Raw genomic sequence first — 23,666 nt, 5'->3', positions numbered from 1 at the left:
GACGCGATGTGAAGGCATCGAACAACAGCGCTGTTGGAGTGCCTGGCGCTAAAGGCCATTCCGGGCGAGCAGTTCCGGGATCTGGCGCTTGAAGCGGAAGAATCCGTGGGTGGCATGTGGCCAGGCGAGGTCGTCCCAGGTCCGGCGCAGCGGAATGACTTCGATCCCGTCTTCCGCCAGCTCGCGGGCAACGTCATCCAGGGCGTCGGCCAGGGGGCCGACGGGCGTCTCCGGTGTGGCGATGGTGGTCACGCCCGCGGCGGCGCACTGCACCCGGAGTTGCTCTGCATGCAGTTGCGGGAGAACGGTTGCGGGCTGCTGCAGGGCCTCACCCGCGTGCCGCGCCGCATCCTCGGCCATTGTGTCGACCCAGTGGGTGGTCGTGGCACCAAAGGGCCAGGGGATGTCGGGGTGGCCGCGCCGGGCGACGGCGATTGACGCCACGTCGGTTCCCGCCGGCAACACTTCCTGACCGCTGAAGTCGTCGCCATGCAACAGGAGGAGCACGCGCCGGCCGCGCGGCAGGGTGCGCGGGACCGGGAGGGCGCTGGCGGGAGGCGGGGTCTCGTCGCGGATCGCGGGCGCCTCGGACGCGAGATCCGTCGGGCCGAACCGATTGTCGGTAAAGCGGGCAATGTTGTCGGTCGTCGCGAGGTAGGTCTTGCCCGGCGTCTGGATGCCGGCGACCCAGCGCCAGCCCAGGGTGTTGGAGGCGGGGTCGGCGTCGAGCAGATGGCGCAGGAAGAAGTCCGCCCCCAGGGTCCACGGCAGCCTCAGGGTGAAGATCCAGATCGACGCGAACCACATGCGCGCGTGGTTGTGCAGATACCCTGTTGCGATCAGTTCGCGGGCCCAGTGGTCGAATCCTTCGACTCCGCTGTGTCCGGCCTCGGCCGCGGCAACGCGCTCGCGCAGGCCATCGTCTTCGGCAAGGCGTGACCGTTCGATGTCCCGTTCCGCCAGGAAGGCCCGCCAGACCCCGGGGCGCATCTGCAGCCAACCCTTCCAGTAGGTCCGCCAGAAGACCTCCTGAACGAACTTCTCGGCCGCCTCGGGTGAATGCCGGGCCAGCACCCGCGCGATCACCTCGTGTTCGCTGATGGCCCGGTGACGGATGTAGGGCGAAAGCAGCGACACGTTGTCGCGTTCACCGGGTCCGGGATCGTGGTTGCGCCGGGCCGCGTAGTGATGGCCCGCACGCGGGGCAAAATCCGACAGCCGCTCCAGGGCGGCCGCCCGCGACGGCGGAAAAAGCGCGGCGCGTGCGTCCGGGGCGTCGCCGTTGGTGTCGACGACGCCGTTCACGAGGCACCCGTTCGCGGGTCGGGAAGGGTTTCCAGGACCGCGTCTGCGAGGGCGCGCCCACTGTCGAATGCCGCCTCTACGCGTGGTCCCAGGGCCCAGTCGCCACAGGCACCCAGACGCTGCCCGGCGTCCCAGAGGCACGGCCGCCCGGCGGCCTGCTCGACCCGCGCGTACAGCCATCGGTGGACCTGATGGTGGAGCAGGCGGGCGGAGCCGAGCAGGGGCCGCAGAGCAGTCAGTAGCGGATGTGCCAGTTGATCCGGGTCTTGCTGGATGTGCTCGCGGGACCAGTCGGGACCGGCGTGGGCCACGAGGGTCTCGGATTCCGCGTTACGGCCGGGTTTGGTGCCGTTCCGGGCAACCCATGAAAGTGGCTGGCCGGACAATTCGCACGATGTTTCGTCCAGGTCGGTGGAGCCTTCGACGGCGGCCATCAACGCAATGCAGGGGGCATAACGAACGCCCGCGAGCGCCGCAAAGCCCGTTGCGGCGGTGGCCGACAGTTCGGCGGCCTGCGGTGCGGGCAGGGCGAGCAGGACTGCGTCGAACGGGCCCTCGAGCCCCGCATTTTCAGGCGTCGACTCGACCTGCAGATGCCAGGCCCCGTCGCAACGTCGAAGCCGCTCGACCCGGGAGTTGCGCCGCACCTCCAGGGGCGCAGCCAGCGCGCCGGCCGGGGCCGTCATGTCGGGACGGCCGACGTACCGGTCCGCTCCCCACGCCGCCACCGCACCCTGGTTCTGCCAGGCGAGCACCTGGTGGCGAAAGTCTGTGCCACGAGCGGTGAAATACTGGGCCCCGTGATCGAAGCTCAGGCCATCCGTGTGCCGCGTGGCCATGCGTCCGCCGAGGCCCCGGCTCTTCTCCAGCACGAGACAGTCATGGCCGGCATCGTGCAGCTGTCGGGCGGCTGCGAGCCCGGAGATCCCGGCGCCTATGATGGCGATGCGTGCCACCACCGCTCAGCCGCCCGTCGGGACCATGGGGCGCACGCGGGAGAACCCGCCGTCCACCGACAGGACCTGGCCGGTGACCCATTCGGCCTCGTCGGACAACAGCCATGTGACGGCCCGCGCGAGGTCTTCCGCCTGCCCGTAACGCTGCAGGGGATACTGCGCTTCGATCTGCGCCTCGGCACGCGGGGAGGCAAACAGCCGTTCGGTGGCGCCCGTCCGTGTCAGCCCGGGGGCGATCCCGTTGACCCGGATGCCGTGGCCGGCGTAGGTCGCCGCAGCGGCCGGGACCAGGCTGGCGATCGCGCCCTTGGCCATCGCAATCGCCTCGTGATTGGAGACGCCGATCTGGGCGACGACCGAGCTGAACAGAACGGCGCTGCCCCGGGGTTCGTCCGTCTGGAGTCGGGCCTTCACCCAGGCGCGCAGGGTGTAGAAGGCGCTGTCCTGGTTGGCCGCCATGCAGTCGCGATACTGCGCCTGTGTGGTTCGGTGCAACGGGGCCAGCAGCGCGCTGCCGGCACAGTGAGCGAGTTGCGCGGGGGGCTCGCCGAAATGTGCGGAGGCCCGGACCACGGCCTGATCCGCGCCTTCCGCGGTGCTGACATCCGCGACGATGGTGCATGCCTCGAGGTCATCCGGAAGCTGCCCGCGAAGGGCGTCCAGTCCCTCGGCGTTGCGCGAGACGAGAGCAACCCGGTCATGGGCGGGATCCAGCGATCGCACAAGCGCGCTCGCCACCCCGCCGGTTGCGCCGGTCACCAGTACTGTTCGTTTGCTCATCTCGCGTGGGTCCTTCGGGGTTCTTTCCGGGTCGATACACAGCGTTTGTCCCGGTTCCGACGGGCGAGTTCAACCGGGGTGTTTGGTGCTCGTCGCGCAGTGCAATCGCTCCGCCTGAATGCGGCGGGGCTGGCCGTCAGGTTCGGCCGATCAGGGCCGGTTCGCTGCCGCAATCGTCACCGATGTCGGTCCAGGCATGCCGCGCGCAGCACGATCCATGATTTCTTGATCCCGGGATTCCCGACTGGGCTCGGGTTCCGGACGCAAGCTTGTCACAGGGAGGCGGCGGTTCGATAAAGAATCGCATGGCGATCCGCCAGGGCCGTGATGTCGCGGTCGTAACCGCCGCCGATCACCGCTGCCACGGGCACGGCCCTCTCGCGACAGACCTGCAGCACATGCCGGTCCCGCGCCTCGAGGCCCGCATCGGTCAGCTCCAGATGCCCCAGCCGGTCCGCCTGGTGCACGTCGACGCCGGCGTCGTAGACCACAAGATCCGGGCGCACGTCGTCGATCAGGGTCGCCAGGGTATCCCGCAGGGTCGCCAGATAGGCATCATCGCCAGTGCCCCGGGCGAGTTCGATGTCGTGGTCGCCGGGCGTCTTGCGCGCCGGGAAATTGCTCCCCGCATGCATGGAGAAGGTCACCACCTCGGGGGTGTCCGCGAAGATGGCGGCGGTGCCGTCGCCCTGATGTACGTCGAGGTCGACGACCAGGACGCGTCGGACCCAACTCCTGGCCCGGGCGTGCGCTGCCGCCACCGCGATGTCGTTGATCAGGCAGTAGCCACTCGCGAATCCCGCGTGGGCATGGTGAGTGCCGCCGGCGGTGTTCAGGGCCAGTCCGTCGCTCAGCGCGGCCTCCACGGTCAGCAGGGTGCCGCCCGTCTCCAGCCGTACCCGCTCCACCAGCGCCTCCGACCACTGAAATCCGCTGCGCCTCTGGGCAGCCCTGCTGGTCTGGCCGGAGAGGAAGGCAGCCAGGTAGGTTGGTGTATGCACGCGGGACAGGGCGCTCCAGGAGACGATATCCGGTTGCACCCATTCGAACGCCGTGTCGGACAGCCCGGTTTCCAGCCGCTCCCGCAGGACCCGGAACTTGGCCATCGGAAACGGATGCCCATCCGGCAGTTCGATCGTGTACCCCGGATGATGGATCAGTTTGAGCGGCATACAGCGACCCCGGCCTTCAGTCGGCGGGCTTTCGTGCCAGCAGCATGTAGTTGACGCTCATGGATCGCGACAGCCACATCCGGCGGGTGAGCGGATTCACCTTCACCCCCGTCTGCGCCACTGGCTCCAGGTCGTCCCGGGCCAGCAGATCGCGTGTTTCGCGGGGCGTGACAAAGCGCTTCCACTGATGGGTGCCCCGGGGCAGGATGCGGAACAGGTACTCGGCGCCGACGATTGCCACCACGAACGAGACCGGATTGCGATTGATGGTGGCCACGAAGGTGTGGCCGCCGGGACGCAGCATGCGGTTGACGCTCGCCATGAACGCGGGCAGGTCCGCCACATGCTCGACCACCTCCATGTTCAGGATCACGTCGAAGGCTTCGCCACGCGCTGCGAGGGCCTCCGCGGTGTTTGTTTCGTACTCGATATCCAGGCCCTGCTCCGCGGCATGCAGCCGCGCAGCGGCGATGTTGCGGTCGACGACGTCCACGCCCAGTACATCCGCGCCGTGGCGGGCCATGGCCTCGCTCAGCAGCCCGCCGCCACAGCCGATGTCGAGCATGCGCAGGCCGGCCAGGGGGCGCTCCGCCTCCGCGTCCCGTCCGAGCGAGCGGCAGAGCTGGTCCCGGATGTAATCGCTGCGCAGGCCATTCAGCACGTGGAGCGGCCAGAGTTTTCCGTCCGGTTGCCACCACATCTCGGCCAGAGCGCGGTAGCGTTCCACCTCGGCGGGATCAACGGTTCGGTCGTGTTCCGGATTGGGAGAAGTCATGGGCCGGGTTGCTCGTCATCGGCATCAAGGTCTCTGTCTGACCATATGACGACGGTTTTGATCGCATTCGCTCGTGCGCAGGGTACTCGGCCCGGAAAAAAGAGCGGATATCCGGGGTCTCGGGCGCCGACGTGCAGCCTGATCTGGAGGTTGCCGGTGAGAGCCCGGCCCGAGCGTTGAGGGTTGCGTTGCCAGCCCTCGGACGGGCTTGCGAGCCGCCTGAGGTACTGAATAGATGGAGCCGGTGACAGGAGTCGAACCTGCGACCCTCTGATTACAAATCAGACGCTCTACCAGCTGAGCTACACCGGCCTGGTGCCGGGAGTGGGACTCGAACCCACAAGGCCGAAGCCAGCGCATTTTGAGTGCGCCGTGTATACCAATTCCACCATCCCGGCGTGCAGCGCCCGTAGTGTAGCGCACGCAGGGGGTGTGGCAATACGGCCGAACGGTATCCCGCGAGCCGGGGCATGGTAGGATCGCGCGCCATGCGAGTTGCCGATTTTGATTACGAGCTCCCGTCCGAGCTGATCGCGCAGGATCCGTTGCCGGAGCGCACCGGGTCCCGGTTGCTGGTCCTGGAGGGCGGGGAGCCGGAGGATGCCGTGTTCGCGGACATCGGGCGCTGGCTGCGCCCGGGCGATCTGCTGGTCCTCAATGACACGCGGGTGATCCCGGCGCGGGTGTTCGGGCAGAAGGCGAGCGGCGGCCGGGTGGAGGTTCTGTTCGAGCGGGTGCTGGAAGGCGGGCGCGAGGCGCTGGCGCTGGTGCGTGCGAGCCGGGCTCCGGGCGTCGGAGTGCGGTTGTGGCTGGCGGACGGGGCCTTCGAGGTGGAAGTGACCGGGCGCGAGGGGCCGTTCTTCCGCCTGTCGCTGTGCGGCGAAGGAAAGGCGGGCGAGCAGGATCTGCCGGCCCTGTTGCATGCCCATGGTCAGGTGCCGCTGCCGCCGTACATCGAACGTGCGCCGGAGCAGGAGGACACCACGCGCTATCAGACGGTGTTCGCGCGGCGAGAAGGGGCGGTGGCGGCGCCGACGGCGGGGCTGCATTTCGACGACACCCTGCTGCGCGGACTGCGCGACAGTGGCGTGGAGACGGCAACGGTGACGCTGCACGTGGGCGCGGGTACTTTTCAGCCGGTCAAGGTGGAGGACACGACGGACCACGAGATGCACGCGGAGTGGCTGGAGGTCTCGCCGGAGCTGTGCGCGGCGGTGGCACGCTGCCGCGAGCGCGGCGGCCGGGTGGTGGCCGTGGGCACGACCTGCGTGCGTGCGCTGGAGTCGGCCGCGGCGGGTGGCGAGCTGGAGCCGTTCACGGGCGATACGCGGCTGTTCATCCAGCCGGGATATCCGTTCCGCGTGGTGGACCGCATGATCACCAATTTTCATCTGCCGCAGAGCACGCTGCTGATGCTGGTATCGGCGTTTGCCGGATATCGGCGGCTGTTTGCGGCCTACGCACACGCTGTGTCGCAGCGCTACCGGTTCTTCAGTTACGGGGATGCGATGTGGCTGGCACCCGGCGATCCGGACGATCAGCCGCCGAGCGCGGAGGCTTCCGATGCAGTTTGAACATCTGGGCAGCGACGGGGCGGCCCGCCGCGGCCGGCTGACCTTCCCGCGGGGGGAGGTGGAGACGCCGGCGTTCATGCCGGTGGGAACCTACGGCACGGTCAAGGCGATGACCCCCGAGGAACTCACGGGGCTGGGGGCGCAGATCATCCTGGGCAATACCTTCCATCTGATGCTGCGCCCCGGGACGGAGATCATCCGGGCGCACGGCGATCTGCATGACTTCATGCACTGGGAGGGGCCGATCCTGACCGATTCCGGCGGGTTCCAGGTCTTCTCGCTGGCCGAGATGCGCAAGATCAGCGAGGAAGGTGTGCGCTTCCAGTCGCCGGTGGACGGCTCGAAGGTGCTGATGACGCCCGAGTCGTCGATGCAGGTCCAGCGCGAGCTGGGCTCGGACATCGTCATGATCTTCGACGAGTGCACTCCGTATCCGGCCACGCATGACGAAGCGCGCCGCTCCATGGAGCTCTCGCTGCGCTGGGCGGACCGCTCGCGTCAGGCCCACGGGGACAACCCGGCGGCGCTGTTCGGCATCGTGCAGGGGGGCATGATCCCCGAGCTGCGCCGGGAGTCGGCGGCCGGCCTGCGCTCGATTGGCTTCGACGGCTACGCGATCGGCGGGCTGTCGGTGGGCGAGCCGGAGGACGAGCGGCTTGCCACACTGGACGTGACTCTGCCGGAGCTGCCGGTGGAGCAGCCGCGCTATCTGATGGGAGTGGGGCGGCCGGAAGACATCGTGGAGGCGGTGCGCCGCGGCGTGGACATGTTCGACTGCGTGATGCCGACCCGTAACGCCCGCAACGGTTTTCTGTATACCCGCGAGGGGGTCCTGCGGATCCGCAATGCACGGTTCCGCGACGATACCCGCCCGATCGACCCCGAGTGCGGCTGTTACGCGTGTCGCAACTACTCGCGGGCCTATCTCAAGCACCTCGACAAGTGCAACGAGATCCTCGGCTCGCGCCTGGCGACCACGCACAACCTGCATTACTACCAGGACCTGATGCGCGGGATGCGCGGGGCGATTGCCGAAGGGGCACTGGACGCCTTCGTGGCGGATTTCTACGGCCGGCGCGGCATGGACGTGCCTGCTGTGCCATAATTCGCGCCGCCTGTTTGACCGAACCGATTTGCTGAACGGAGAAGCTGCATGGATTTCCTGATTTCCGCCGCCCACGCGCAGGAAGGCCAGGCCGCCGGTGGTGGCCTGATCGAATTCCTGATCATGATCGTGATCTTCTTTGCGATCATGTACTTCCTGATCATTCGTCCGCAGAGCAAGCGGGCCAAGGAACATCGCTCCATGGTCGAGTCCCTGTCGAAGGGTGACGAGATCGTGACCAATGGCGGCATGGCCGGGAAGATCACGGAAGTCGGCGAAAACTTCATTCACGTCGATGTGGCCGATGGCGTGAACGTCGTCGTGCAGAAGCAGTCCGTGCAGTCCGTCATGCCCAAGGGTTCCCTGAAAGACCTCTGAAGGCCCGTAGCCGATGCGCAACTCCTATCCGGTGTGGGTGTATGCCCTGATCGTCGTGGTCGTGACGATCGGGCTGCTTTATGCCGCCCCCAACCTGTTCCCCGAAGATCCGTCCGTGCAGATCGATAACCCCATGGCGGGGGAAGTCGAGGAGAACATGGAGGGCGTGATCGGTACCGTGCTCGGTGCCCAGGGCCTGACCCCGATGCGGGCCGAGCGCCGCGACGGCCAGCTGCTGCTGCGGTTCGAAACCGCGGACCAGCAGTCCCGGGCCGCGGAAATCCTGCGGAATTCGCTGGACGACAACCACACGGTCGCGCTCAACATGGCGCCGGCCACGCCCGACTGGCTGCGTGCCATCAATGGCCAGCCGATGTCGCTCGGGCTCGATCTGCGGGGCGGGGTGCACTTCCTGATGGAAGTCGACCTCAATGCGGTGATCGGTACGGCCATCGAACGCTACACCAACGAGCTGCGTCCCCGCCTGCGTGAGGAACGCCTGAGTTTCTCCGCACTCGAGGACGGCGGTGACGAGTTGCGCATTCGCTTTGCCAGTGACGGCGAACGCGACGAGGCCGAGAGCTGGCTGAGCAGTGAATATCGCGGCGAGCTCGAGTGGGCCCCGCGCCGGGAGGACGACGACTGGTTGCTGGTCGGCACTCTCGAGGAGGAGCACCTGACCGAACTGCGCCGCCAGGCGCTGCAACAGAACATCTCCACGCTGCGCACCCGCGTGGATGAGCTGGGCGTGGCCGAGCCGCTGATCGCCCAGCAGGGCGAGCATCGCATCGTGGTGCAGCTGCCGGGCGTGCAGGACACCGCGCGCGCCAAGGAAGTGCTGGGTGCGACCGCGACGCTGGAATTCCGCCTGGTGTCCGAAAGCGGGGACCCCATGGAGGCCCGCGAAACCGGCGAGGTGCCTTCCGGGACCCGGCTGTACGAAGAGCGTGACGGCACCCCGGTGCTGCTGCAGCGGCAGGTCATGCTCACCGGGGAGTTCATTACGGACGCCTCGTCCGGCATCGCTGACGACACGGGCGGGCCGGCGGTCTTCATCAATCTCGACGGCCAGGGCGCCCGCATCTTCTCGCGCGTGACCTCGGATAACGTCGGCCGGCTGATGGCCACGGTGTTCATCGAGACCACGATCGAGACCGAGGAAGAAGACGGCGAAATCGTGATGCGCAGCTCGCAGAGCGAGGAAGTGATCAACGTCGCGCGCATCAACGAGCCGCTGGGCGGGCGTTTCCAGATCACCGGGCTGGATTCCACCACTGAAGCGCGCAATCTGGCGCTGCTGCTGCGGGCCGGCGCGCTGGCTGCACCCATGTCGATCGTGGAGGAACGCACGGTCGGCCCGAGCCTGGGTCAGGAGAACATCGACCGCGGGATCCAGTCGGTCATCATCGGCTTCGTGCTGGTGATGCTGTTCATGATCCTGTACTACCGGGTGTTCGGCGTGATCGCCAACGTCGCGCTGGCGCTCAATCTGGTGTTCATCGTGTCGGTGCTGTCGATGCTCCAGGCCACGCTGACGTTGCCGGGGATCGCCGGGATCGTACTGACGGTTGGCATGGCGGTGGACGCCAACGTGCTGATCTTCGAACGCATCCGCGAGGAGCTGCGCAACGGCATGTCGCCGCAGGCGGCGATCGCGTCGGGCTACGACCGCGCCGTGACCACCATCGCCGACGCCAACGTGACGACCCTGATCGCCGCCGTGGTGCTGTTCATCTTCGGGACCGGCCCGATCAAGGGCTTCGCCATCACGCTGTCGATCGGGATCGTCGCCTCGATGTTCACCGCCATCGTGGTGACTCGGGCCATCGTCAATCTGACCTACGGACGCCAGCCGCGGCTGGCCCGTCTGTCCATTTAAGTCCGGGAGCCGGGGAATGCTGCCGCATCTCAACTTCGCCGAGTCCAACTTCGACTTCCTGGGCAAGCGCCGGGTCACCCTGGTGATCTCGGTGGTGCTGATCCTGCTGTCGGTGCTGATGCTCGCCACCCGCGGGATCAATTTCGGCATCGACTTCACGGGCGGAACCCTTGTGGAGGTCGGTTACCCGGAAGCGGTGGAGCTCGATCCGATCCGGGAAACCATCAACGAGGGCGGATTCCAGGGAGCGCAGGTCCAGACCTTCGGGACCGCGCGGGATGTGCTGATCCGCCTGCCTCCGCGCGAGGACGAGCCGGACGAGGCGGCGCTGTCCAATCAGGTCATGCAGCTGCTGGAGGCCGGGGGCCCGGAAGGTGCCGAACTGCGCCGGGTGGAATTCGTCGGGCCGTCGGTGGGCGAGGAGCTGCGCGAGCAGGGCGGTCTGGCGATGATCTACGCCTTGGTCGGGATCCTGATCTATGTCGCCGTGCGGTTCGAATGGCGCTTCGCCGCGGGGTCCGTGCTGGCACTGGTGCATGACGTGGTGATCACGCTGGGGATCTTCTCGGCACTGCAGCTGGAGTTCGACCTCGGGGTCCTGGCGGCGGTCCTGGCGGTGATCGGTTACTCGCTGAACGACACCATCGTGGTGTACGACCGCATACGCGAGAACTTCCGGATACTGCGCAAGCAGGGCACCGAGTTCGTGATGAACAATGCGGTCAACAAGACCCTGGCGCGGACGATCGTGACCAGTATGACGACCCTGCTGGTGCTGTTCGCGCTGTTCTTCCTCGGCGGGGCGGCTCTGCAGAACTTCTCGGTGGCGCTGATCATCGGTGTCATCGTCGGGACGTACTCCTCGATCTTCATCGCGGCCACGGCGGCGCTGATGCTGGGGGTCGACCGCCAGGTGCTGCTGCCGGTGAAGAAGGAAGGGGCGGACGAGGAGGATGCGACGCCCTGAGAACGCCCTGATTCGGGGGAGGGCAGGGACGGACAAGGAAGCCCGCCCCCACAGGGATATGAGGGCGTGGCTGCGGGAGCAGAGCGGGGCCGATGACCGCCCCGGGCGATTCAGCCTTCGCCGTGCGGGCTTCCGGTTTTGCGTCCCTCCACCTCCGCAGCGTGCAGACGCTGCAGCATCGTTTTCAGGACCTTGGGGTTCCCGGCCACGACATCGCCCTTGCGAAAGATCTCGTTGCCACCCTGCCAGTCGCTGGTCAGGCCACCGGCTTCCTGCACCAGCAGCAGTCCCGCTGCCATGTCCCAGGGCTGCAGGCCCATCTCCCAGAAGCCGTCAAAACGGCCGCAGGCGACCCACGCCAGATCCAGCGCCGCGGAACCCGGCCGCCGGATGCCGGCCGTGCCCGGGATCATGTGGCGCAGGGTGCGGAGGTACCGTTCCAGGTCCTGCCCCTCGCGAAACGGGATGCCCGTGCCCAGCAGCGCACCTGACAGATCCTTGCGCTGCCCCACGCGGATGCGCCGGTTGTTGAGAAAGGCGCCGCCGCCGCGCGTGGCGGTGAAGAGTTCTTCCTTGATCGGGTCGTAGACCACCGCGTGTTCCAGGCGCCCCTTCTGCCGCAGGGCGATGGACACCGCGTACTGCGGGATCTCGCGCAGGTAGTTGGTGGTGCCGTCCAGCGGGTCGATGATCCACTCGTGTTCGGCGCCGGTGGCCCCGGGCTGGTTGCCTCCCTCCTCCGCGAGGATCGCGTGGTCGGGGTAGGCCTTCTTCAGCGTCTGGACGATCGCCTGCTCGGCGTTGACGTCGACATCGCTGACCCAGTCGTTGCGGGCCTTCTCGCGAGTGTTGACCCGGTCCGGTCGTCCCCAGGCGCGGGTGGTGATGCGTCCGGCCGCGCGGGCCGCCGATACCGCCGTGTTCAGCATGGGGTGCATGAGGGATCTCCGACATCGCTTGGGAAGGAATCGGGGCCGGCGCACGGACGCCCCCGAAGGTCGCGAACAATACACAACGCATCGGGGCTTTGGAAGTGGTCGGGCTTCCCGCGGCGCGGCGGTGTACAATCGCGCCCGCATGCGAGCGGGCAGGGGCGCCATGGAATCCAGCACAGACGAGCATCGACCGATCGATCCGGGCCCGGGGGCCGCCGCCCGGGTCCGGGTCGTGCTGGTGGGAACGACCCACCCGGGCAATATCGGATCCGCGGCCCGCGCCATGAAGGCGATGGGCATGCGCGACCTGGCGCTGGTGGCGCCGGAGCGCTTCCCGCATGCCGACGCCACCGCCCTGGCGTCCGGTGCCGACGACGTGCTGGCAGGGGCCACGGTGGTCGACACGCTGACGGAGGCGGTCGCCGACTGTCATCAGGTGGTGGGGACCAGCGCCCGCACGCGCACGCATTCGGTGCCGGTGCTGGAGCCCGACGGTGCCGCGTCGCGGGTGCTCGGCGGGGCGGCCGAGGGGCCGGTGGCACTGGTCTTCGGCCGCGAGCACAGCGGCCTGACCAACGAAGAGCTGGATCATTGCCACGCATTCGTCCGCATCCCGACCGACCCCGATTTTTCCTCGCTCAATCTCGCCGGCAGCGTGCAGATCATGACCTGGGCGGTGCGTCGGGCGGCACTGGCCGGGGCCGGGGAACCGGATGCTGCGGTGCGCCAGGCCTCGGCGGCGGAGCGGGATCCCGCGGCCACCCATGCGGAGCTGGAAGGGCTGTTCGCGCACTACGAACAGGCCCTGCAGAGCATCGGGGTGCTCGATCCGGAGAATCCGCGGCACACCATGCGCCGGTTGCGGCATCTGTATCTGCGTGCGGAACCCACGGCCTCGGAGGTGCGGCTGTTGCGTGGCATATTGACGCACACCCTGCGGGGCCGGTGAGCGCGGTGTTGCGGCTGTGATACCCTACCGAATAACTCAGGAATGAGACCGTAACCATGTTCAAGACCCTGCGCGAGGATATCCGCTGCGTTTTTGCGCGCGATCCCGCCGCCCGTAATGCCTTCGAGGTGCTGACGGCGTACCCGGGTCTGCATGCGCTGTGGTTTCATCGTGCCGCGCACTGGTTGTGGAATCACCGCATGCGCTGGCTCGGACGGATCCTCGGTAACTTCGCGCGGCTGCTGACGGGCATCGAGATCCACCCGGGCGCGCGCATCGGGCGGCGCTTCTTCATTGACCACGGGATGGGCGTGGTGATCGGCGAGACCGCAGAGATCGGCGATGACTGCACCATCTATCATCAGGTGACCCTCGGCGGGACCAGCTGGGAAGGCGGCAAGCGCCACCCGACTCTGGGCAACGAGGTCGTGATCGGGGCCGGGGCCAAGCTGCTCGGCCCGATCCATGTCGGTGATCGTGCCCGGGTGGGTTCCAATGCCGTGGTCCTGAAGGACGTGCCGGCCGACGCGACGGCGGTGGGCATTCCGGCACGCGTGCTGGGGCCGCGCCCGGAGCCGGATCCGCGTTTCCAGCAGGCGGCCAGTCGCATGGGTTTCGACGCCTATGGCGTCACCCGGGACATGCCCGACCCGGTGGCGAACGCCCTGCACCGCATCGTGGACCGCGTCCACGAGCTGGATGACCGCATGGAAAAGGCCTGTCAGGCGCTCAAGCGTGCGGGCATCGACCCGGGCGAGGCGATGGGCGAGGATACCGGCCATCCGCTGGAGCCCTGCGACCTGGAAGGGCTGGAACCGGATGACTGCGAAATCCCGCCCCGCAAACAGCAGGGTAATAGTTGACCTTTTTGATCAGGAATTGCTAAGCTCTCGAGCAACCTGAACAAGAAGGCGCATCGAGCCATGAAACTGACGACCAAAGGACGTTACGCCGTCACCGCCATGCTGGACGTGGCGACCCATACCCGCGAGGGGCCGGTCTCGCTGGCCGAAGTGGCGGGCCGGCAGAAGCTGTCCCTGTCCTATCTGGAGCAGCTGTTCTCGCGTCTGCGCAAGAAGGGGCTGGTGGTGTCCAGCCGCGGCCCCGGCGGCGGTTACGCGCTCAGCCGCGACTCTGCCGAGATCAGCGTGGCCGAGATCATCGTGGCGGTGGATGAGCCGGTGGACGTGACCCGCTGTGGTGGCAAGGCCAACTGCAACAAGCAGTCGCGCTGCCTGACCCACGATCTGTGGGCGGATCTGAGCGATCAGCTCTATGATTTCCTCAGCAATCGTTCGCTGGCCGAGGTGCTGGAGCGCCACGAGGCCAGCGTGCAGGCGCGCGAGCAGGGCGAACATCCGGTGACGGTGCACGGCTCGACCGGAAAAGAAAACGATCATGCGGGCGCCACGGTGGCGGCCGCGGACAGGAGCAATGCGTGATGAGTGACCTGAAACTGCCGATCTATCTCGACTATTCCTCGACCACGCCGGTGGACGAGCGCGTCGCCGAGGAGATGAAGAAATTCCTGACGCGGGACGGTCTGTTCGGTAATCCGGCCTCGCGGAGCCACAGCTTCGGCTGGGACGCCGAGAAGGCGGTGGAGAACGCGCGGGAGCAGGTCGCGGCGCTGGTGGGGGCGGACCCCAAGGAAATCATCTGGACCAGCGGGGCCACCGAGGCCGACAACCTGGCGGTCAAGGGTGCCGCGCACTTCTATCAGCGCAAGGGCAAGCACGTCATCACGGTCAAGACCGAACACAAGGCGGTGCTGGACCCGGCCCGCCAGCTGGAGCGCGAAGGCTTCGAAGTGACCTATCTGGGGGTCGACGAGAATGGTCTGGTCGACCTGCAGGAGCTGCAGGACGCCATGCGTGACGACACCATCGTGGTTTCGGTCATGCACGTGAACAACGAGATCGGCGTCATTCAGGACATCGAGGCGATCGGCAACCTGTGTCGCGAACGCGGCATCGTGTTCCATGTGGACGCGGCGCAGTCGACCGGCAAGGTGGCCGTCGACCTGACGAAGCTCCCGGTGGACCTGATGAGTTTCTCCGCGCACAAGACCTACGGTCCGAAGGGCATCGGCGCGCTGTTCGTCCGCCGCAAGCCGCGCGTGCGGATCGAGGCGCAGATCCACGGCGGCGGGCATGAACGCGGCATGCGTTCGGGTACGCTCGCGCCGCACCAGATCGTGGGTATGGGCGAGGCCTTCCGCATCGCCGGCGAAGAGATGGGCAGCGAGCTGGAGCGTATCCGCATGCTGCGCGACCGCCTGTGGGCAGGGCTGGATGACATGGAAGAGGTCTACCTCAACGGCGACAAGGAACGCCGGGTGGCCCACAACCTGAACGTGTCGTTCAACTTCGTGGAGGGCGAGAGCCTGATCATGTCGCTGCGCGACATCGCGGTTTCCTCCGGCTCGGCCTGTACCTCGGCCAGTCTGGAGCCCTCCTACGTGCTGCGCGCCCTGGGTCGCGACGACGAGCTGGCGCACAGCTCGATCCGCTTCTCCATCGGCCGCTACACCACGGTCGAAGAGGTCGACCACACCATCGACATCGTGCACAAGGCCGTTGGCAAACTGCGCGAACTGTCTCCGCTCTGGGAGATGTACCAGGACGGTATCGACCTCAAGAGCATCGAATGGGCGGCCCACTGAGGCCGTCCCGGAACATCCACCCACGGGTACGCGAACAGGAGAGATACCATGGCTTACAGTGACAAGGTGATGGATCATTATGAAAATCCGCGCAATGTCGGCAGCTTCGACAAGAGCGACGAGGCGGTAGGTACCGGCATGGTCGGTGCGCCGGCCTGCGGTGACGTGATGAAGCTGCAGATCAAGGTTAACGACGATGGCGTGATCGAGGACGCCAAGTTCAAGACCTACGGCTGCGGCTCGGCGATCGCGTCCAGCTCGCTGCTCACCGAATGGGTGCGCGGCAAGAGCCTGGAAGAGGCGAGCCAGATCAAGAACACGCAGATCGCGGAAGAACTGGCGTTGCCGCCGGTGAAGATCCACTGCTCGGTGCTCGCCGAGGACGCGATCAAGGCGGCGATCTCCGACTATCAGGAGAAGCACGACGCCGAGGAACCGGAACAGAAGACGGCCTGAAGACGATATGGCAATCACACTGACCGACAGCGCGGCCGACCGCATCCGGCACTTCCTCGAACAGCGGGGCAAGGGTGTCGGCGTGCGGCTCGGGGTGAGGACCACCGGCTGCTCCGGCATGGCCTACGTGGTGGAGTTCGCCGACGAGGTCGAGGAAACGGACACGGTGTTCGAGGTGGACGGGGTGAAGCTTGTGGTGAGTCCCAAGTCCCTGGTGTACCTCGACGGGACCGAGCTCGACTTTGGCAAGGAAGGCCTGAACGAGGGGTTCCGTTTCAACAACCCGAACGAGAAGGCCCGCTGCGGCTGCGGTGAAAGCTTCAACGTCTGAAGGTACCGGACCAGCGCGGGGTGCGGCGGGACCGTCCGGCGACGGGCGTCCCGCTCACCCCTTTTCTTTGCCGGGCCTGCGGGCCCGGTTTTTCGCTACGGACAAGGAATGACAGTCGGCCGATGAACGATCCGTTTGAACAGTTCGATCTTCCGGTCGCCTTCGAGGTGGATCGTGATGCCCTGGAGGAACGGTTCCGGCGCCTGCAGGCGGAGCTTCATCCCGACCGCTTCGTGCGTCAGGGCGATCAGGCGCGGCGCATGGCCGCGGCGATGGCCGCGGACGTGAACGAGGCCCACGATATCCTGGCGAACGACTATCGGCGCGCCCTGCACATCCTCGAGCGGGCGGGATTCGAATTCGATCCCGAACGCGACACCAGCCGGGACATGGGTTTCATCGAGGCCCAGATCGAATGGCGGGAACGCCTGGAAGACGCGGAACGTGCCAGCGATGCCGCGGCGCTGGACGCCCTGGCCGACGAGCTGAACGGGGCGCGGGCCGAGGCGCGCGAGAAAGTCGCCACGGCCCTGGCCGATCCGGAGAAACCGGCGGACGACGCCCGTGATCGGGTGCTCGAGCTGCGATTCTTCGACCGTTTGCTGGAGGAACTCCAGCGAACCCGACAGTCGCTGGCGTCGTAACCGACGCCGGCGGAAGATTCCCCTTCGACCTAGAGCTTCCTCAGGAGCCGAACGCGATGGCGTTATTGCAGATCACCGAACCCGGCGTTGATTCCGCCCCGCACCAGCGTCACCTGGCTGCGGGCATCGACCTGGGCACCACTCACTCGCTGGTGGCGACGGTCCGCAGCGGCGAGGCCGATACCCTGCCGGACGAACAGGGCCGGCACATCCTGCCCTCGGTGGTGCACTATTCGGCGGACGGTGCGCAGGTCGGATACGAGGCCGCGGAGCATGCCGGCGATGATCCGCACAACACCATCGCATCGGTCAAGCGCCTGATCGGCCGCGCGGCATCCGACGTGGCGACGCTCTCGGGCGAGCTGCCGTTCCGGCTGAAGACCGGAGACGGTTCGAGCGTGCCGCGCATCGAGACCGCCGCCGGGGACAAGAGCGCCGTCGAGGTCTCCGCGGATATCCTCGGCAGCCTGCGGGCGCGCGCCGAGGAGAGCCTGGGTGATGAGCTGGAAGGCGTGGTGATCACCGTGCCGGCGTATTTTGACGACGCCCAGCGCCAGGCGACTCGTGACGCCGCCCAGCTTGCGGGCCTGAATGTCCTGCGCCTGATCTCCGAGCCGACCGCCGCGGCGGTCGCCTACGGGCTGGACCAGGGTGAGGAAAGCACCATCGCGGTGTACGACCTCGGCGGCGGAACCTTCGACATTTCCATCCTGCAGCTGCGTCGCGGCGTGTTCGAGGTGCTGGCCACCGGCGGGGATTCCGCGCTGGGGGGCGACGACGTGGACCGCAGCGTGGCCGAGTGGCTGCTGCAGCAGGCCGGCATGCAGGGCGAAAGCGACCCGCAGCGCCTGCGCCGCGTGACCCTGGAGGCGCGCCGCGCCAAGGAGGCGCTGACCGAGGCCGACCGCACCGCGGTGCGTGTGACGCGCGCCGATGGCAGTGAATGGCAGGGGCAGCTGGATCGCGCCGGCCTGCTGGAACTGGCGCGGCCGCTGCTGGACCGCACCCTCGACTCCTGCCGCCAGGTGCTGGCGGATGCCGGTCTGGAGCGCGACGCCATCGACGAGGTGGTGCTGGTGGGCGGATCCACCCGCATGCCGGCGGTGCGTGAGGCGGTGCAGGAATTCTATGGCCGCGAACCGCGTGCCGGGATCGATCCGGATCGCGTGGTCGCGATCGGGGCCGCTCAGCAGGCGGACATCCTTGCCGGCAACAAGCCGGACACCGAGCTGGTGCTGCTGGACGTGATCCCGCTGTCGCTCGGACTGGAAACCATGGGCGGGCTGGTCGAGTTCATCGTTCCGCGCAATACCACCATTCCGGTCAGTCGGGCGCAGGAATTCACCACCTTCAAGGACGGCCAGACCGCGATGTCGGTGCACGTGGTGCAGGGCGAGCGCGACGTGGTGGACGCCAACCGTTCGCTGGCGCGCTTCACCCTGTCGGGGATCCCGCCGATGGTCGCCGGCGCCGCGCGCATTCGCGTGAGCTTCCAGGTGGACGCCGACGGCCTGCTGAGCGTGACCGCGCGCGAGCAGACCCAGGGCGTCGAGGCCCACGTGGAGGTCAAGCCCAGTTACGGCCTGACCGATGCCGAGATCGAACAGATGTTGCGCGATTCCGCCTCCGCGGCGCGTGACGACATGGAGGCGCGCCGCCTGCGCGAAGAACAGGTGGAGGCCGACCGCGTGCTGGAGGCGCTGAACGCCGCCCTGGAAACCGACGGCGACCGCTATCTGGATGCCGAGGAACGCGCGAACATCGAGAGCGCGCGCGACGCCCTGGCCGAAGAACGCGGCCGGGGCGAGGATCCGGACGCCATCGAGGCCGCGCGCAAGCGCGTCGAGCAGGCCTCCGAGGCCTTCGTCGCGCGCCGCATGAACGACAGCATCCGCCGCGCACTGGCGGGGCACAACGTCTCCGAATACGACGACTCAGGGAACTGACCCATGCCACAGGTGATCTTTCTGCCGCACGAAGAAATCTGTCCGGAGGGCGCCTCCATCGAGGCCGAGCCGGGCATCAGCATCTGCGATCTCGCCCTGAAGAACGGGATCGAGATCGAACACGCCTGCGAGAAGTCCTGCGCCTGCACCACCTGCCACGTGTATGTGCGCGAAGGTATGGACAGCCTCGAGGAGCCCAGCGAGGATGAAGAGGACATGCTCGACAAGGCCTGGGGGCTCGAGCCCGATTCACGCCTGTCCTGTCAGGCGGTCGTGAGCGATGCGGATCTGGTGGTCGAGCTGCCGAAGTACACCATCAATCAGGTGTCCGAGCACCACTGATCAGCGGGAGAGTGCGGTCATGAAATGGACTGATACCAGCGAAATCGCGATGCAGCTTGCGGATGAGCATCCGGACGTGGATCCGCGCAACGTCAACTTCGTTGACCTGAGGAACTGGGTGGTGGAACTGCCGGAGTTTGATGACGATCCGGAACGGTCCGGCGAGCGCATCCTGGAGGCGATCCAGCTCGCCTGGATGGACGAGGCGGACGTCGACGACTGAGCGGCGGCACCGAATCGCCGGATCGGCCAGGGGCTGGCCTCCCACAGGTCGAACCCTGTCCCCGGTGGGAGGCCGGCCCTCCGGCCGATTCCCCGTCCGGCCCATCTACCGCGCCGGATCGGCCAGAGGCTGGCCTCCTGCAGGATTCGTCAGGCATGTGGGAGCGGCCTCGGCCGCGAACGCACGTGCGGGGTCGGCAGGTGCCGGATCGGCCAGAGGCTGGCCTCGTACGGGGCGCGCGGCCGTTGCCGCGCGCCGGCCGGGCCGCTACACTGCGCGCCGCATGCTGCCCCGTGACCGCGTTCGCATCGGGAACCCGCCATATGGCGGGTTTCGCGTTTGCGGGAGCGGGTGGCGACCCGACTCGAATCATTCCCCTACAGGAGAGCCGCCCCATGGCCGAAGAACGTACCCTTTCCATCATCAAGCCCGACGCCGTCTCCAAGAACGTGATCGGCGAGATCTACAGCCGCTTCGAGAAGGCCGGCCTGAAGATCGTGGGCGCGCGCATGATGCACCTCGATCGCGCCCAGGCCGAGCGTTTCTATGAAGTTCACAAGGAACGCCCGTTCTTCAACGACCTGGTCGAGTTCATGATCTCGGGTCCGGTCATGGTGCAGGTTCTGGAAGGCGAGGACGCCATCGCCAAGAACCGCGACATCATGGGCGCGACCAACCCCTCCGAGGCGGCCCCGGGCACCATCCGTGCCGACTACGCGGTCTCCATCGACGAGAACGCGGTGCACGGTTCCGACGCCGCGGACACCGCCGAGCGCGAGATCGCGTTCTTCTTCGGCGATGACGGTGTCTGCCCGCGCACCCGCTGAGGCGATTGCGGTCAAACCGCAGGAGCGTGAAATCGGCCGGAGGGTCGGCCTCCTGCCGGGGCAGGGTTCGACCCGCAGGAGGCCAGCCCCCTGGCCGACCCGGCGTTGCCCGACCGGGCACAGGATGTTCGCCTGGCGCCCGATCGGCCGGAGGGCCGGCCTCCTGCCGATGGGGGTCGCCCTGTAGGCATGCGGTGCCCGGGCGAAGTACACTGTGGCATCCGCTCCAATCGGTCGTAACAATGTCCTTGCCCAACCACGCCCCCGTCAACCTGCTGGGTTACAGCCGCGATCAGCTGACAGAGCTGTTCGGGGAATGGGGCGAGCCGCGCTTTCGCGCCACCCAGGTCGCGAAATGGATCCATCAGGGCGGGGTCACGGAGTTCGACGCAATGACCAACGTCTCGCGCAAGCTGCGCGAGCGGCTGGCGCGCGAGGCGGAGATCCGGCCGCCCGAAGTCGCGCTGGAGAAGACCTCCGACGACGGCACCGTCAAATGGGTGCTGCGTCTCCCCGATGGCAACGCCATCGAGACCGTTTACATCCCGGACAGCGGTCGCGGCACGCTGTGCGTGTCCTCCCAGGTGGGCTGTGCGCTCGACTGCACCTTCTGTTCCACCGCGCAGCAGGGGTTCAACCGCAATCTGACCAGCGCCGAGATCATCGGTCAGGTGTGGCTGGCCATGCAGCGCCTCCCGGCGCCCGAAGGGCGTCCGCGCGCCGTGACCAACGTGGTCATGATGGGCATGGGCGAACCGCTGGCCAATTTCGATGCAGTGGTCCCGGCGTTGCAGCTGATGACCGACGACAATGCCTATGGCCTCAGCCGCCGGCGGGTGACGGTGTCCACCTCGGGCCTGGTGCCGGCGCTGGACCGCCTGGCCGGGCACACCGATGTCGCCCTGGCTCTGAGCCTGCATGCCCCCAATGACGAGCTGCGGGACCGGCTGGTGCCGATCAACCGGAAATACCCGATTGCCCCGCTGATCGACGCCTGCCGACGGTATGTGGAAGCAACGGGGTCGCACAGCGGGGTTACCGTGGAATACGTGCTGCTGGCCGGGGTCAATGACCGGCCGGAACATGCGCGCGAGCTCGCGGCGTTGCTGCGCGAGCTGCCGTGCAAGCTCAATCTCATCCCGTTCAATCCGTTCCCGGGCGCGCCGTTCGACCGGCCCTCCGAGGCGGACATCGAACGTTTTGAACGTCTGCTGCAGAAGGCCGGCTATGTGACCACCGTACGGCGCACGCGCGGCGATGACATCGACGCCGCCTGCGGTCAGCTCGTCGGTCAGGTGGAAGACCGGACCAATCGCGGGATGCGCATGATCCGTCTGCATGCGGAGATCCCGGGAACCGAACGGAGGGCATCGTGATGATGCGCGGTGGCTGGCAGGGGAAGGCGGCCGCAATGCTGGTTTTGGTGGCATTGCTGCAGGGTTGTGCCGGGATGGATCGGCAAACGGGGCGCGATGGCGAAGAAGCGGCGGATATCAATGCGGAGCTCGGCATCGGCTACCTGCGGGAAGGCGAAATGGAACAGGCCGAACGCAGCCTGAAGCGGGCGCTGGAGTTCGACCATCGGCATCCGATGGCCAATCTGGGGATGGCGACGGTGTATGAACGCCGGGGGGCGGTCGACGAGGCGGTCGAGCACTACGAGGTAGCGCTGGCGCAGGACCCGGACGATCCCCACATCCAGGTAAGTACCGGCGCGATGCTCTGCCGTCAGGGCGAGTTCGAGCGGGCCCAGGAGCTGTTCGACAAGGCGATCAACAACGTCGATTACGATCGGCGCGATGTTGCGCTCCTGAATTCGGGGTCCTGTTACGCCGATGCGGGTGAATACGAGCGTGCCGAGCAGCGCCTGCGGGATGCACTGGAACGCAGCCCGGAGAATCCGCGCGCGCTCCTCGAGCTGGCGTCGGTCAGTTATCAGGCGGGCAAGCCGATGCAGACGCGCGCCTTTCTGCAGCGACTGAGCGGACGCGGCATCGAGAACGCCGAGACCCTGCTGCTGTGTTACCAGTCGGAAACCGCGCTGGGACGGGATCGCAACGCCAGTGCCTGCGCCGACCGCCTGCGTGAAGAATACCCGGACAGTGACGAAGCCGAACGGCTGCGGCGCCTGGAGCGCGAGAGTGACTGAGCGGCGAAGCCGGGATCCGGATCTGGGGCGCGTCGAGGACGTCGACGATACGGCTTCCTCGCGGCCTCCGCTGAGCGGGGATCCGGGCGTGCCGGAGCCCGATGAACCGCCCGTGGCCGCGGGCCTCACGACTCGTGACCAGCCCGAGGACGATCCCACGGGCCAGGGTGGCGGCGAAGGCGACGAGCAGGATGCGCAGCCGGGACGCGGACTGCGCGTGGCCCGCGAGGGGGCCGGGCTCGAGATTGCCGAACTCTCCCGGCGCACCCATCTGGGGAAGGCACTGCTGCAGGACCTCGAGGCCAATCGCTTCGAGCACATGACCCCGGCTTACGTGCGCGGCTATCTGCGCTCATGTGCCCGGGAGCTCGGGGTGGATCCCGAGCCCTGGATACAGGCGTATGATCGCCGTGCCCCGGCGGAGCCGGCGCCGCGCCCGGTCGCGACCCGCAGGCATCGCCCCCTGCGGCGCTCCGTCTGGCCGTACTGGCTGGCGGCGGCGCTGGTGGTGGGTCTGCTGGCAGTCGCTACGGTGTTCTGGGCGGAAGACGTCTCGGTGGACGCGCTGCGGGAGTTCGGGATCGGGGACGGGCCGGAAGGCGTGCCGGCTCTGGAAACGGAGACCACACCGGAGGAGCCGGCGAGGCAGGAGCCCGCCGACCGGGCACATGACGAGCCCGGGGCCGCCGCCACCAATGGCGACACCGCCCCCGACACGGACGCCGATACCGAAACAGGGACCGTTGAGGCGGAAACGCCGGCGATCGGACCGCCGGAACCCCTGGCCCGGCCGGAACGTGATCCGGCTGCGGAGGAAGGTTCGGAGGAGACCGCGGCGGACACGCGCATGGATACCGTGCCCGAGGATGCGGGGATCGACGAACCGGTTGCGCCGGCCCCGCTGGACGAGGCCGGTACGGCCGGCGAGGAAACCGACATCGTCGAAGCCCCCGAGGAAATCACCGGGGAAATCACCGAGGGAACGACCGGGGCGGCCGAAACGGCGCCGGCCGCGGACGGGCAGGCCGAACTGATCCTGGAGGTTCGCGAGACTTCCTGGGTCGAGATCCGTGACACGGACGGAGCGGTGGTTCTGACCGGCGTGCTCTCGCCGGGCACGCGCGAGGAACTGCAGCTGGAACTCCCCGGACGTGCGGTTCTGGGCAATGCCGCCGGCGTCGAACTCACGCTGAACGGCGAGCCGGTGGCGTTTGACGAGCATGTCCGTGACGACCGTACGGCCCGCTTCGATCTGGAAGAATAATCAGGCGCGTATCATCCGGCGCGCCCCAACCCGATACCAATCCG

The 23,666-nt window shown here is 67.4% G+C and carries 25 protein-coding genes and 2 tRNA genes; 19 read left to right on the top strand and 8 right to left on the bottom strand.

What is annotated here, in order from left to right; translation table 11 throughout:
- Window positions 1-48: 48 nt before the first annotated feature.
- The 7 genes from F790_RS0111190 to F790_RS0111160 form a co-directional block, all read right to left on the bottom strand.
- Window positions 49-1,305 carry an FAD-binding domain-containing protein gene (locus F790_RS0111190; RefSeq protein WP_019591705.1) on the bottom strand — a complete coding sequence of 419 codons (1,257 nt, stop codon included), beginning with the start codon at window positions 1,303-1,305 and terminating at the stop codon, window positions 49-51.
- Entirely contained in the window at window positions 1,302-2,261 is a 960-nt protein-coding gene (locus F790_RS0111185; protein WP_019591704.1) for an NAD(P)/FAD-dependent oxidoreductase, read from the bottom strand. The genes F790_RS0111190 and F790_RS0111185 overlap by 4 nt, the downstream gene beginning before the upstream one ends.
- Window positions 2,262-2,267: 6 nt before the next feature.
- Complete coding sequence (locus tag F790_RS0111180; protein WP_026332937.1) at window positions 2,268-3,041, bottom strand: SDR family NAD(P)-dependent oxidoreductase; 774 nt, start codon at window positions 3,039-3,041, stop codon at window positions 2,268-2,270.
- A gap of 272 nt (window positions 3,042-3,313) precedes the next feature.
- Entirely contained in the window at window positions 3,314-4,213 is a 900-nt protein-coding gene (locus F790_RS0111175; protein ID WP_019022473.1) for a histone deacetylase, read from the bottom strand.
- A 16-nt stretch (window positions 4,214-4,229) separates the two neighbouring features.
- Window positions 4,230-4,988 (bottom strand): bifunctional 2-polyprenyl-6-hydroxyphenol methylase/3-demethylubiquinol 3-O-methyltransferase UbiG, encoded by a 759-nt coding sequence (gene ubiG, locus F790_RS0111170; protein ID WP_019589442.1) that lies wholly within the window; start codon window positions 4,986-4,988, stop codon window positions 4,230-4,232.
- Between the two features lie 236 nt (window positions 4,989-5,224).
- Window positions 5,225-5,300: transfer RNA gene (locus F790_RS0111165), tRNA-Thr, on the bottom strand.
- A 1-nt stretch (window position 5,301) separates the two neighbouring features.
- Window positions 5,302-5,386: transfer RNA gene (locus tag F790_RS0111160), tRNA-Leu, on the bottom strand.
- A 90-nt stretch (window positions 5,387-5,476) separates the two neighbouring features.
- Here F790_RS0111160 and queA point away from each other — a divergent pair.
- From queA to secF, 5 genes are read left to right on the top strand one after another with little or no spacing between them, the layout of a single operon-like run.
- Window positions 5,477-6,562 carry a tRNA preQ1(34) S-adenosylmethionine ribosyltransferase-isomerase QueA gene (gene queA / locus F790_RS0111155; RefSeq protein WP_019589441.1) on the top strand — a complete coding sequence of 362 codons (1,086 nt, stop codon included), beginning with the start codon at window positions 5,477-5,479 and terminating at the stop codon, window positions 6,560-6,562.
- Window positions 6,552-7,667: a tRNA guanosine(34) transglycosylase Tgt gene (gene tgt, locus F790_RS0111150; protein ID WP_018870413.1), complete on the top strand. Its 1,116-nt coding sequence runs from the start codon at window positions 6,552-6,554 to the stop codon at window positions 7,665-7,667. Before queA ends, tgt begins: the two co-directional genes overlap by 11 nt.
- 48 nt (window positions 7,668-7,715) lie before the next feature.
- Window positions 7,716-8,045, top strand: a complete 330-nt coding sequence (gene yajC / locus F790_RS0111145) for a preprotein translocase subunit YajC (RefSeq protein WP_018870412.1) — start codon at window positions 7,716-7,718, stop codon at window positions 8,043-8,045.
- Between the two features lie 13 nt (window positions 8,046-8,058).
- Complete coding sequence (secD, locus tag F790_RS0111140; RefSeq protein WP_018870411.1) at window positions 8,059-9,924, top strand: protein translocase subunit SecD; 1,866 nt, start codon at window positions 8,059-8,061, stop codon at window positions 9,922-9,924.
- 16 nt (window positions 9,925-9,940) lie between these two features.
- Window positions 9,941-10,891, top strand: coding sequence for a protein translocase subunit SecF (gene secF, locus F790_RS0111135; protein WP_018870410.1), 951 nt, complete (start codon window positions 9,941-9,943; stop codon window positions 10,889-10,891).
- Window positions 10,892-11,001: 110 nt separating this feature from the next.
- Here secF and F790_RS0111130 read toward each other — a convergent pair whose 3' ends face one another.
- Complete coding sequence (locus tag F790_RS0111130) at window positions 11,002-11,829, bottom strand: inositol monophosphatase family protein (protein ID WP_019022478.1); 828 nt, start codon at window positions 11,827-11,829, stop codon at window positions 11,002-11,004.
- A gap of 160 nt (window positions 11,830-11,989) precedes the next feature.
- Here F790_RS0111130 and F790_RS0111125 point away from each other — a divergent pair, with 160 nt between their 5' ends.
- The 14 genes from F790_RS0111125 (at window position 11,990) to F790_RS0111060 (ending at window position 23,622) form a co-directional block, all read left to right on the top strand.
- Window positions 11,990-12,775: an RNA methyltransferase gene (locus F790_RS0111125; protein WP_019591702.1), complete on the top strand. Its 786-nt coding sequence runs from the start codon at window positions 11,990-11,992 to the stop codon at window positions 12,773-12,775.
- Window positions 12,776-12,831: 56 nt separating this feature from the next.
- Entirely contained in the window at window positions 12,832-13,638 is an 807-nt protein-coding gene (cysE, locus tag F790_RS0111120; protein ID WP_018870407.1) for a serine O-acetyltransferase, read from the top strand.
- Between the two features lie 60 nt (window positions 13,639-13,698).
- On the top strand, window positions 13,699-14,217 hold the full coding sequence (locus F790_RS0111115; protein WP_018870406.1) for an Rrf2 family transcriptional regulator: 519 nt from the start codon (window positions 13,699-13,701) through the stop codon (window positions 14,215-14,217).
- A complete protein-coding gene (locus F790_RS0111110) occupies window positions 14,217-15,440 on the top strand; it encodes an IscS subfamily cysteine desulfurase (RefSeq protein WP_019591701.1) in 1,224 nt (407 codons plus the stop codon). Before F790_RS0111115 ends, F790_RS0111110 begins: the two co-directional genes overlap by 1 nt.
- Before the next feature lie 48 nt (window positions 15,441-15,488).
- Window positions 15,489-15,896, top strand: coding sequence for a Fe-S cluster assembly scaffold IscU (gene iscU, locus F790_RS0111105; RefSeq protein WP_018870404.1), 408 nt, complete (start codon window positions 15,489-15,491; stop codon window positions 15,894-15,896).
- 7 nt (window positions 15,897-15,903) lie between these two features.
- Window positions 15,904-16,227 carry an iron-sulfur cluster assembly protein IscA gene (gene iscA / locus F790_RS0111100; protein WP_018870403.1) on the top strand — a complete coding sequence of 108 codons (324 nt, stop codon included), beginning with the start codon at window positions 15,904-15,906 and terminating at the stop codon, window positions 16,225-16,227.
- A 122-nt stretch (window positions 16,228-16,349) separates the two neighbouring features.
- A complete protein-coding gene (gene hscB / locus F790_RS0111095) occupies window positions 16,350-16,871 on the top strand; it encodes a Fe-S protein assembly co-chaperone HscB (RefSeq protein ID WP_019591700.1) in 522 nt (173 codons plus the stop codon).
- Window positions 16,872-16,927: 56 nt separating this feature from the next.
- Window positions 16,928-18,817: a Fe-S protein assembly chaperone HscA gene (hscA, locus tag F790_RS0111090; protein WP_026332935.1), complete on the top strand. Its 1,890-nt coding sequence runs from the start codon at window positions 16,928-16,930 to the stop codon at window positions 18,815-18,817.
- 3 nt (window positions 18,818-18,820) lie between these two features.
- The gene (fdx, locus tag F790_RS0111085; protein ID WP_018870400.1) at window positions 18,821-19,159 is read left to right on the top strand and encodes an ISC system 2Fe-2S type ferredoxin; all 339 of its coding nucleotides are present in this window, start codon (window positions 18,821-18,823) and stop codon (window positions 19,157-19,159) included.
- A gap of 19 nt (window positions 19,160-19,178) precedes the next feature.
- Window positions 19,179-19,382: a Fe-S cluster assembly protein IscX gene (gene iscX / locus F790_RS0111080; RefSeq protein ID WP_018945660.1), complete on the top strand. Its 204-nt coding sequence runs from the start codon at window positions 19,179-19,181 to the stop codon at window positions 19,380-19,382.
- A 395-nt stretch (window positions 19,383-19,777) separates the two neighbouring features.
- The gene (gene ndk, locus F790_RS0111075; RefSeq protein WP_018870398.1) at window positions 19,778-20,209 is read left to right on the top strand and encodes a nucleoside-diphosphate kinase; all 432 of its coding nucleotides are present in this window, start codon (window positions 19,778-19,780) and stop codon (window positions 20,207-20,209) included.
- Window positions 20,210-20,451: 242 nt separating this feature from the next.
- Window positions 20,452-21,585, top strand: coding sequence for a bifunctional tRNA (adenosine(37)-C2)-methyltransferase TrmG/ribosomal RNA large subunit methyltransferase RlmN (locus tag F790_RS0111070; protein WP_019589435.1), 1,134 nt, complete (start codon window positions 20,452-20,454; stop codon window positions 21,583-21,585).
- Window positions 21,585-22,358, top strand: a complete 774-nt coding sequence (pilW, locus tag F790_RS0111065) for a type IV pilus biogenesis/stability protein PilW (RefSeq protein ID WP_018870396.1) — start codon at window positions 21,585-21,587, stop codon at window positions 22,356-22,358. The genes F790_RS0111070 and pilW overlap by 1 nt, the downstream gene beginning before the upstream one ends.
- A complete protein-coding gene (locus tag F790_RS0111060) occupies window positions 22,351-23,622 on the top strand; it encodes a helix-turn-helix domain-containing protein (protein WP_019591698.1) in 1,272 nt (423 codons plus the stop codon). Before pilW ends, F790_RS0111060 begins: the two co-directional genes overlap by 8 nt.
- The last annotated feature ends 44 nt before the right edge of the window (window positions 23,623-23,666 follow it).

The organism is Thioalkalivibrio sp. ALE20, assembly GCF_000381405.1.
GTDB lineage: Bacteria > Pseudomonadota > Gammaproteobacteria > Ectothiorhodospirales > Ectothiorhodospiraceae > Thioalkalivibrio.
This window is presented reverse-complemented; position numbering and strand designations above follow the sequence as displayed.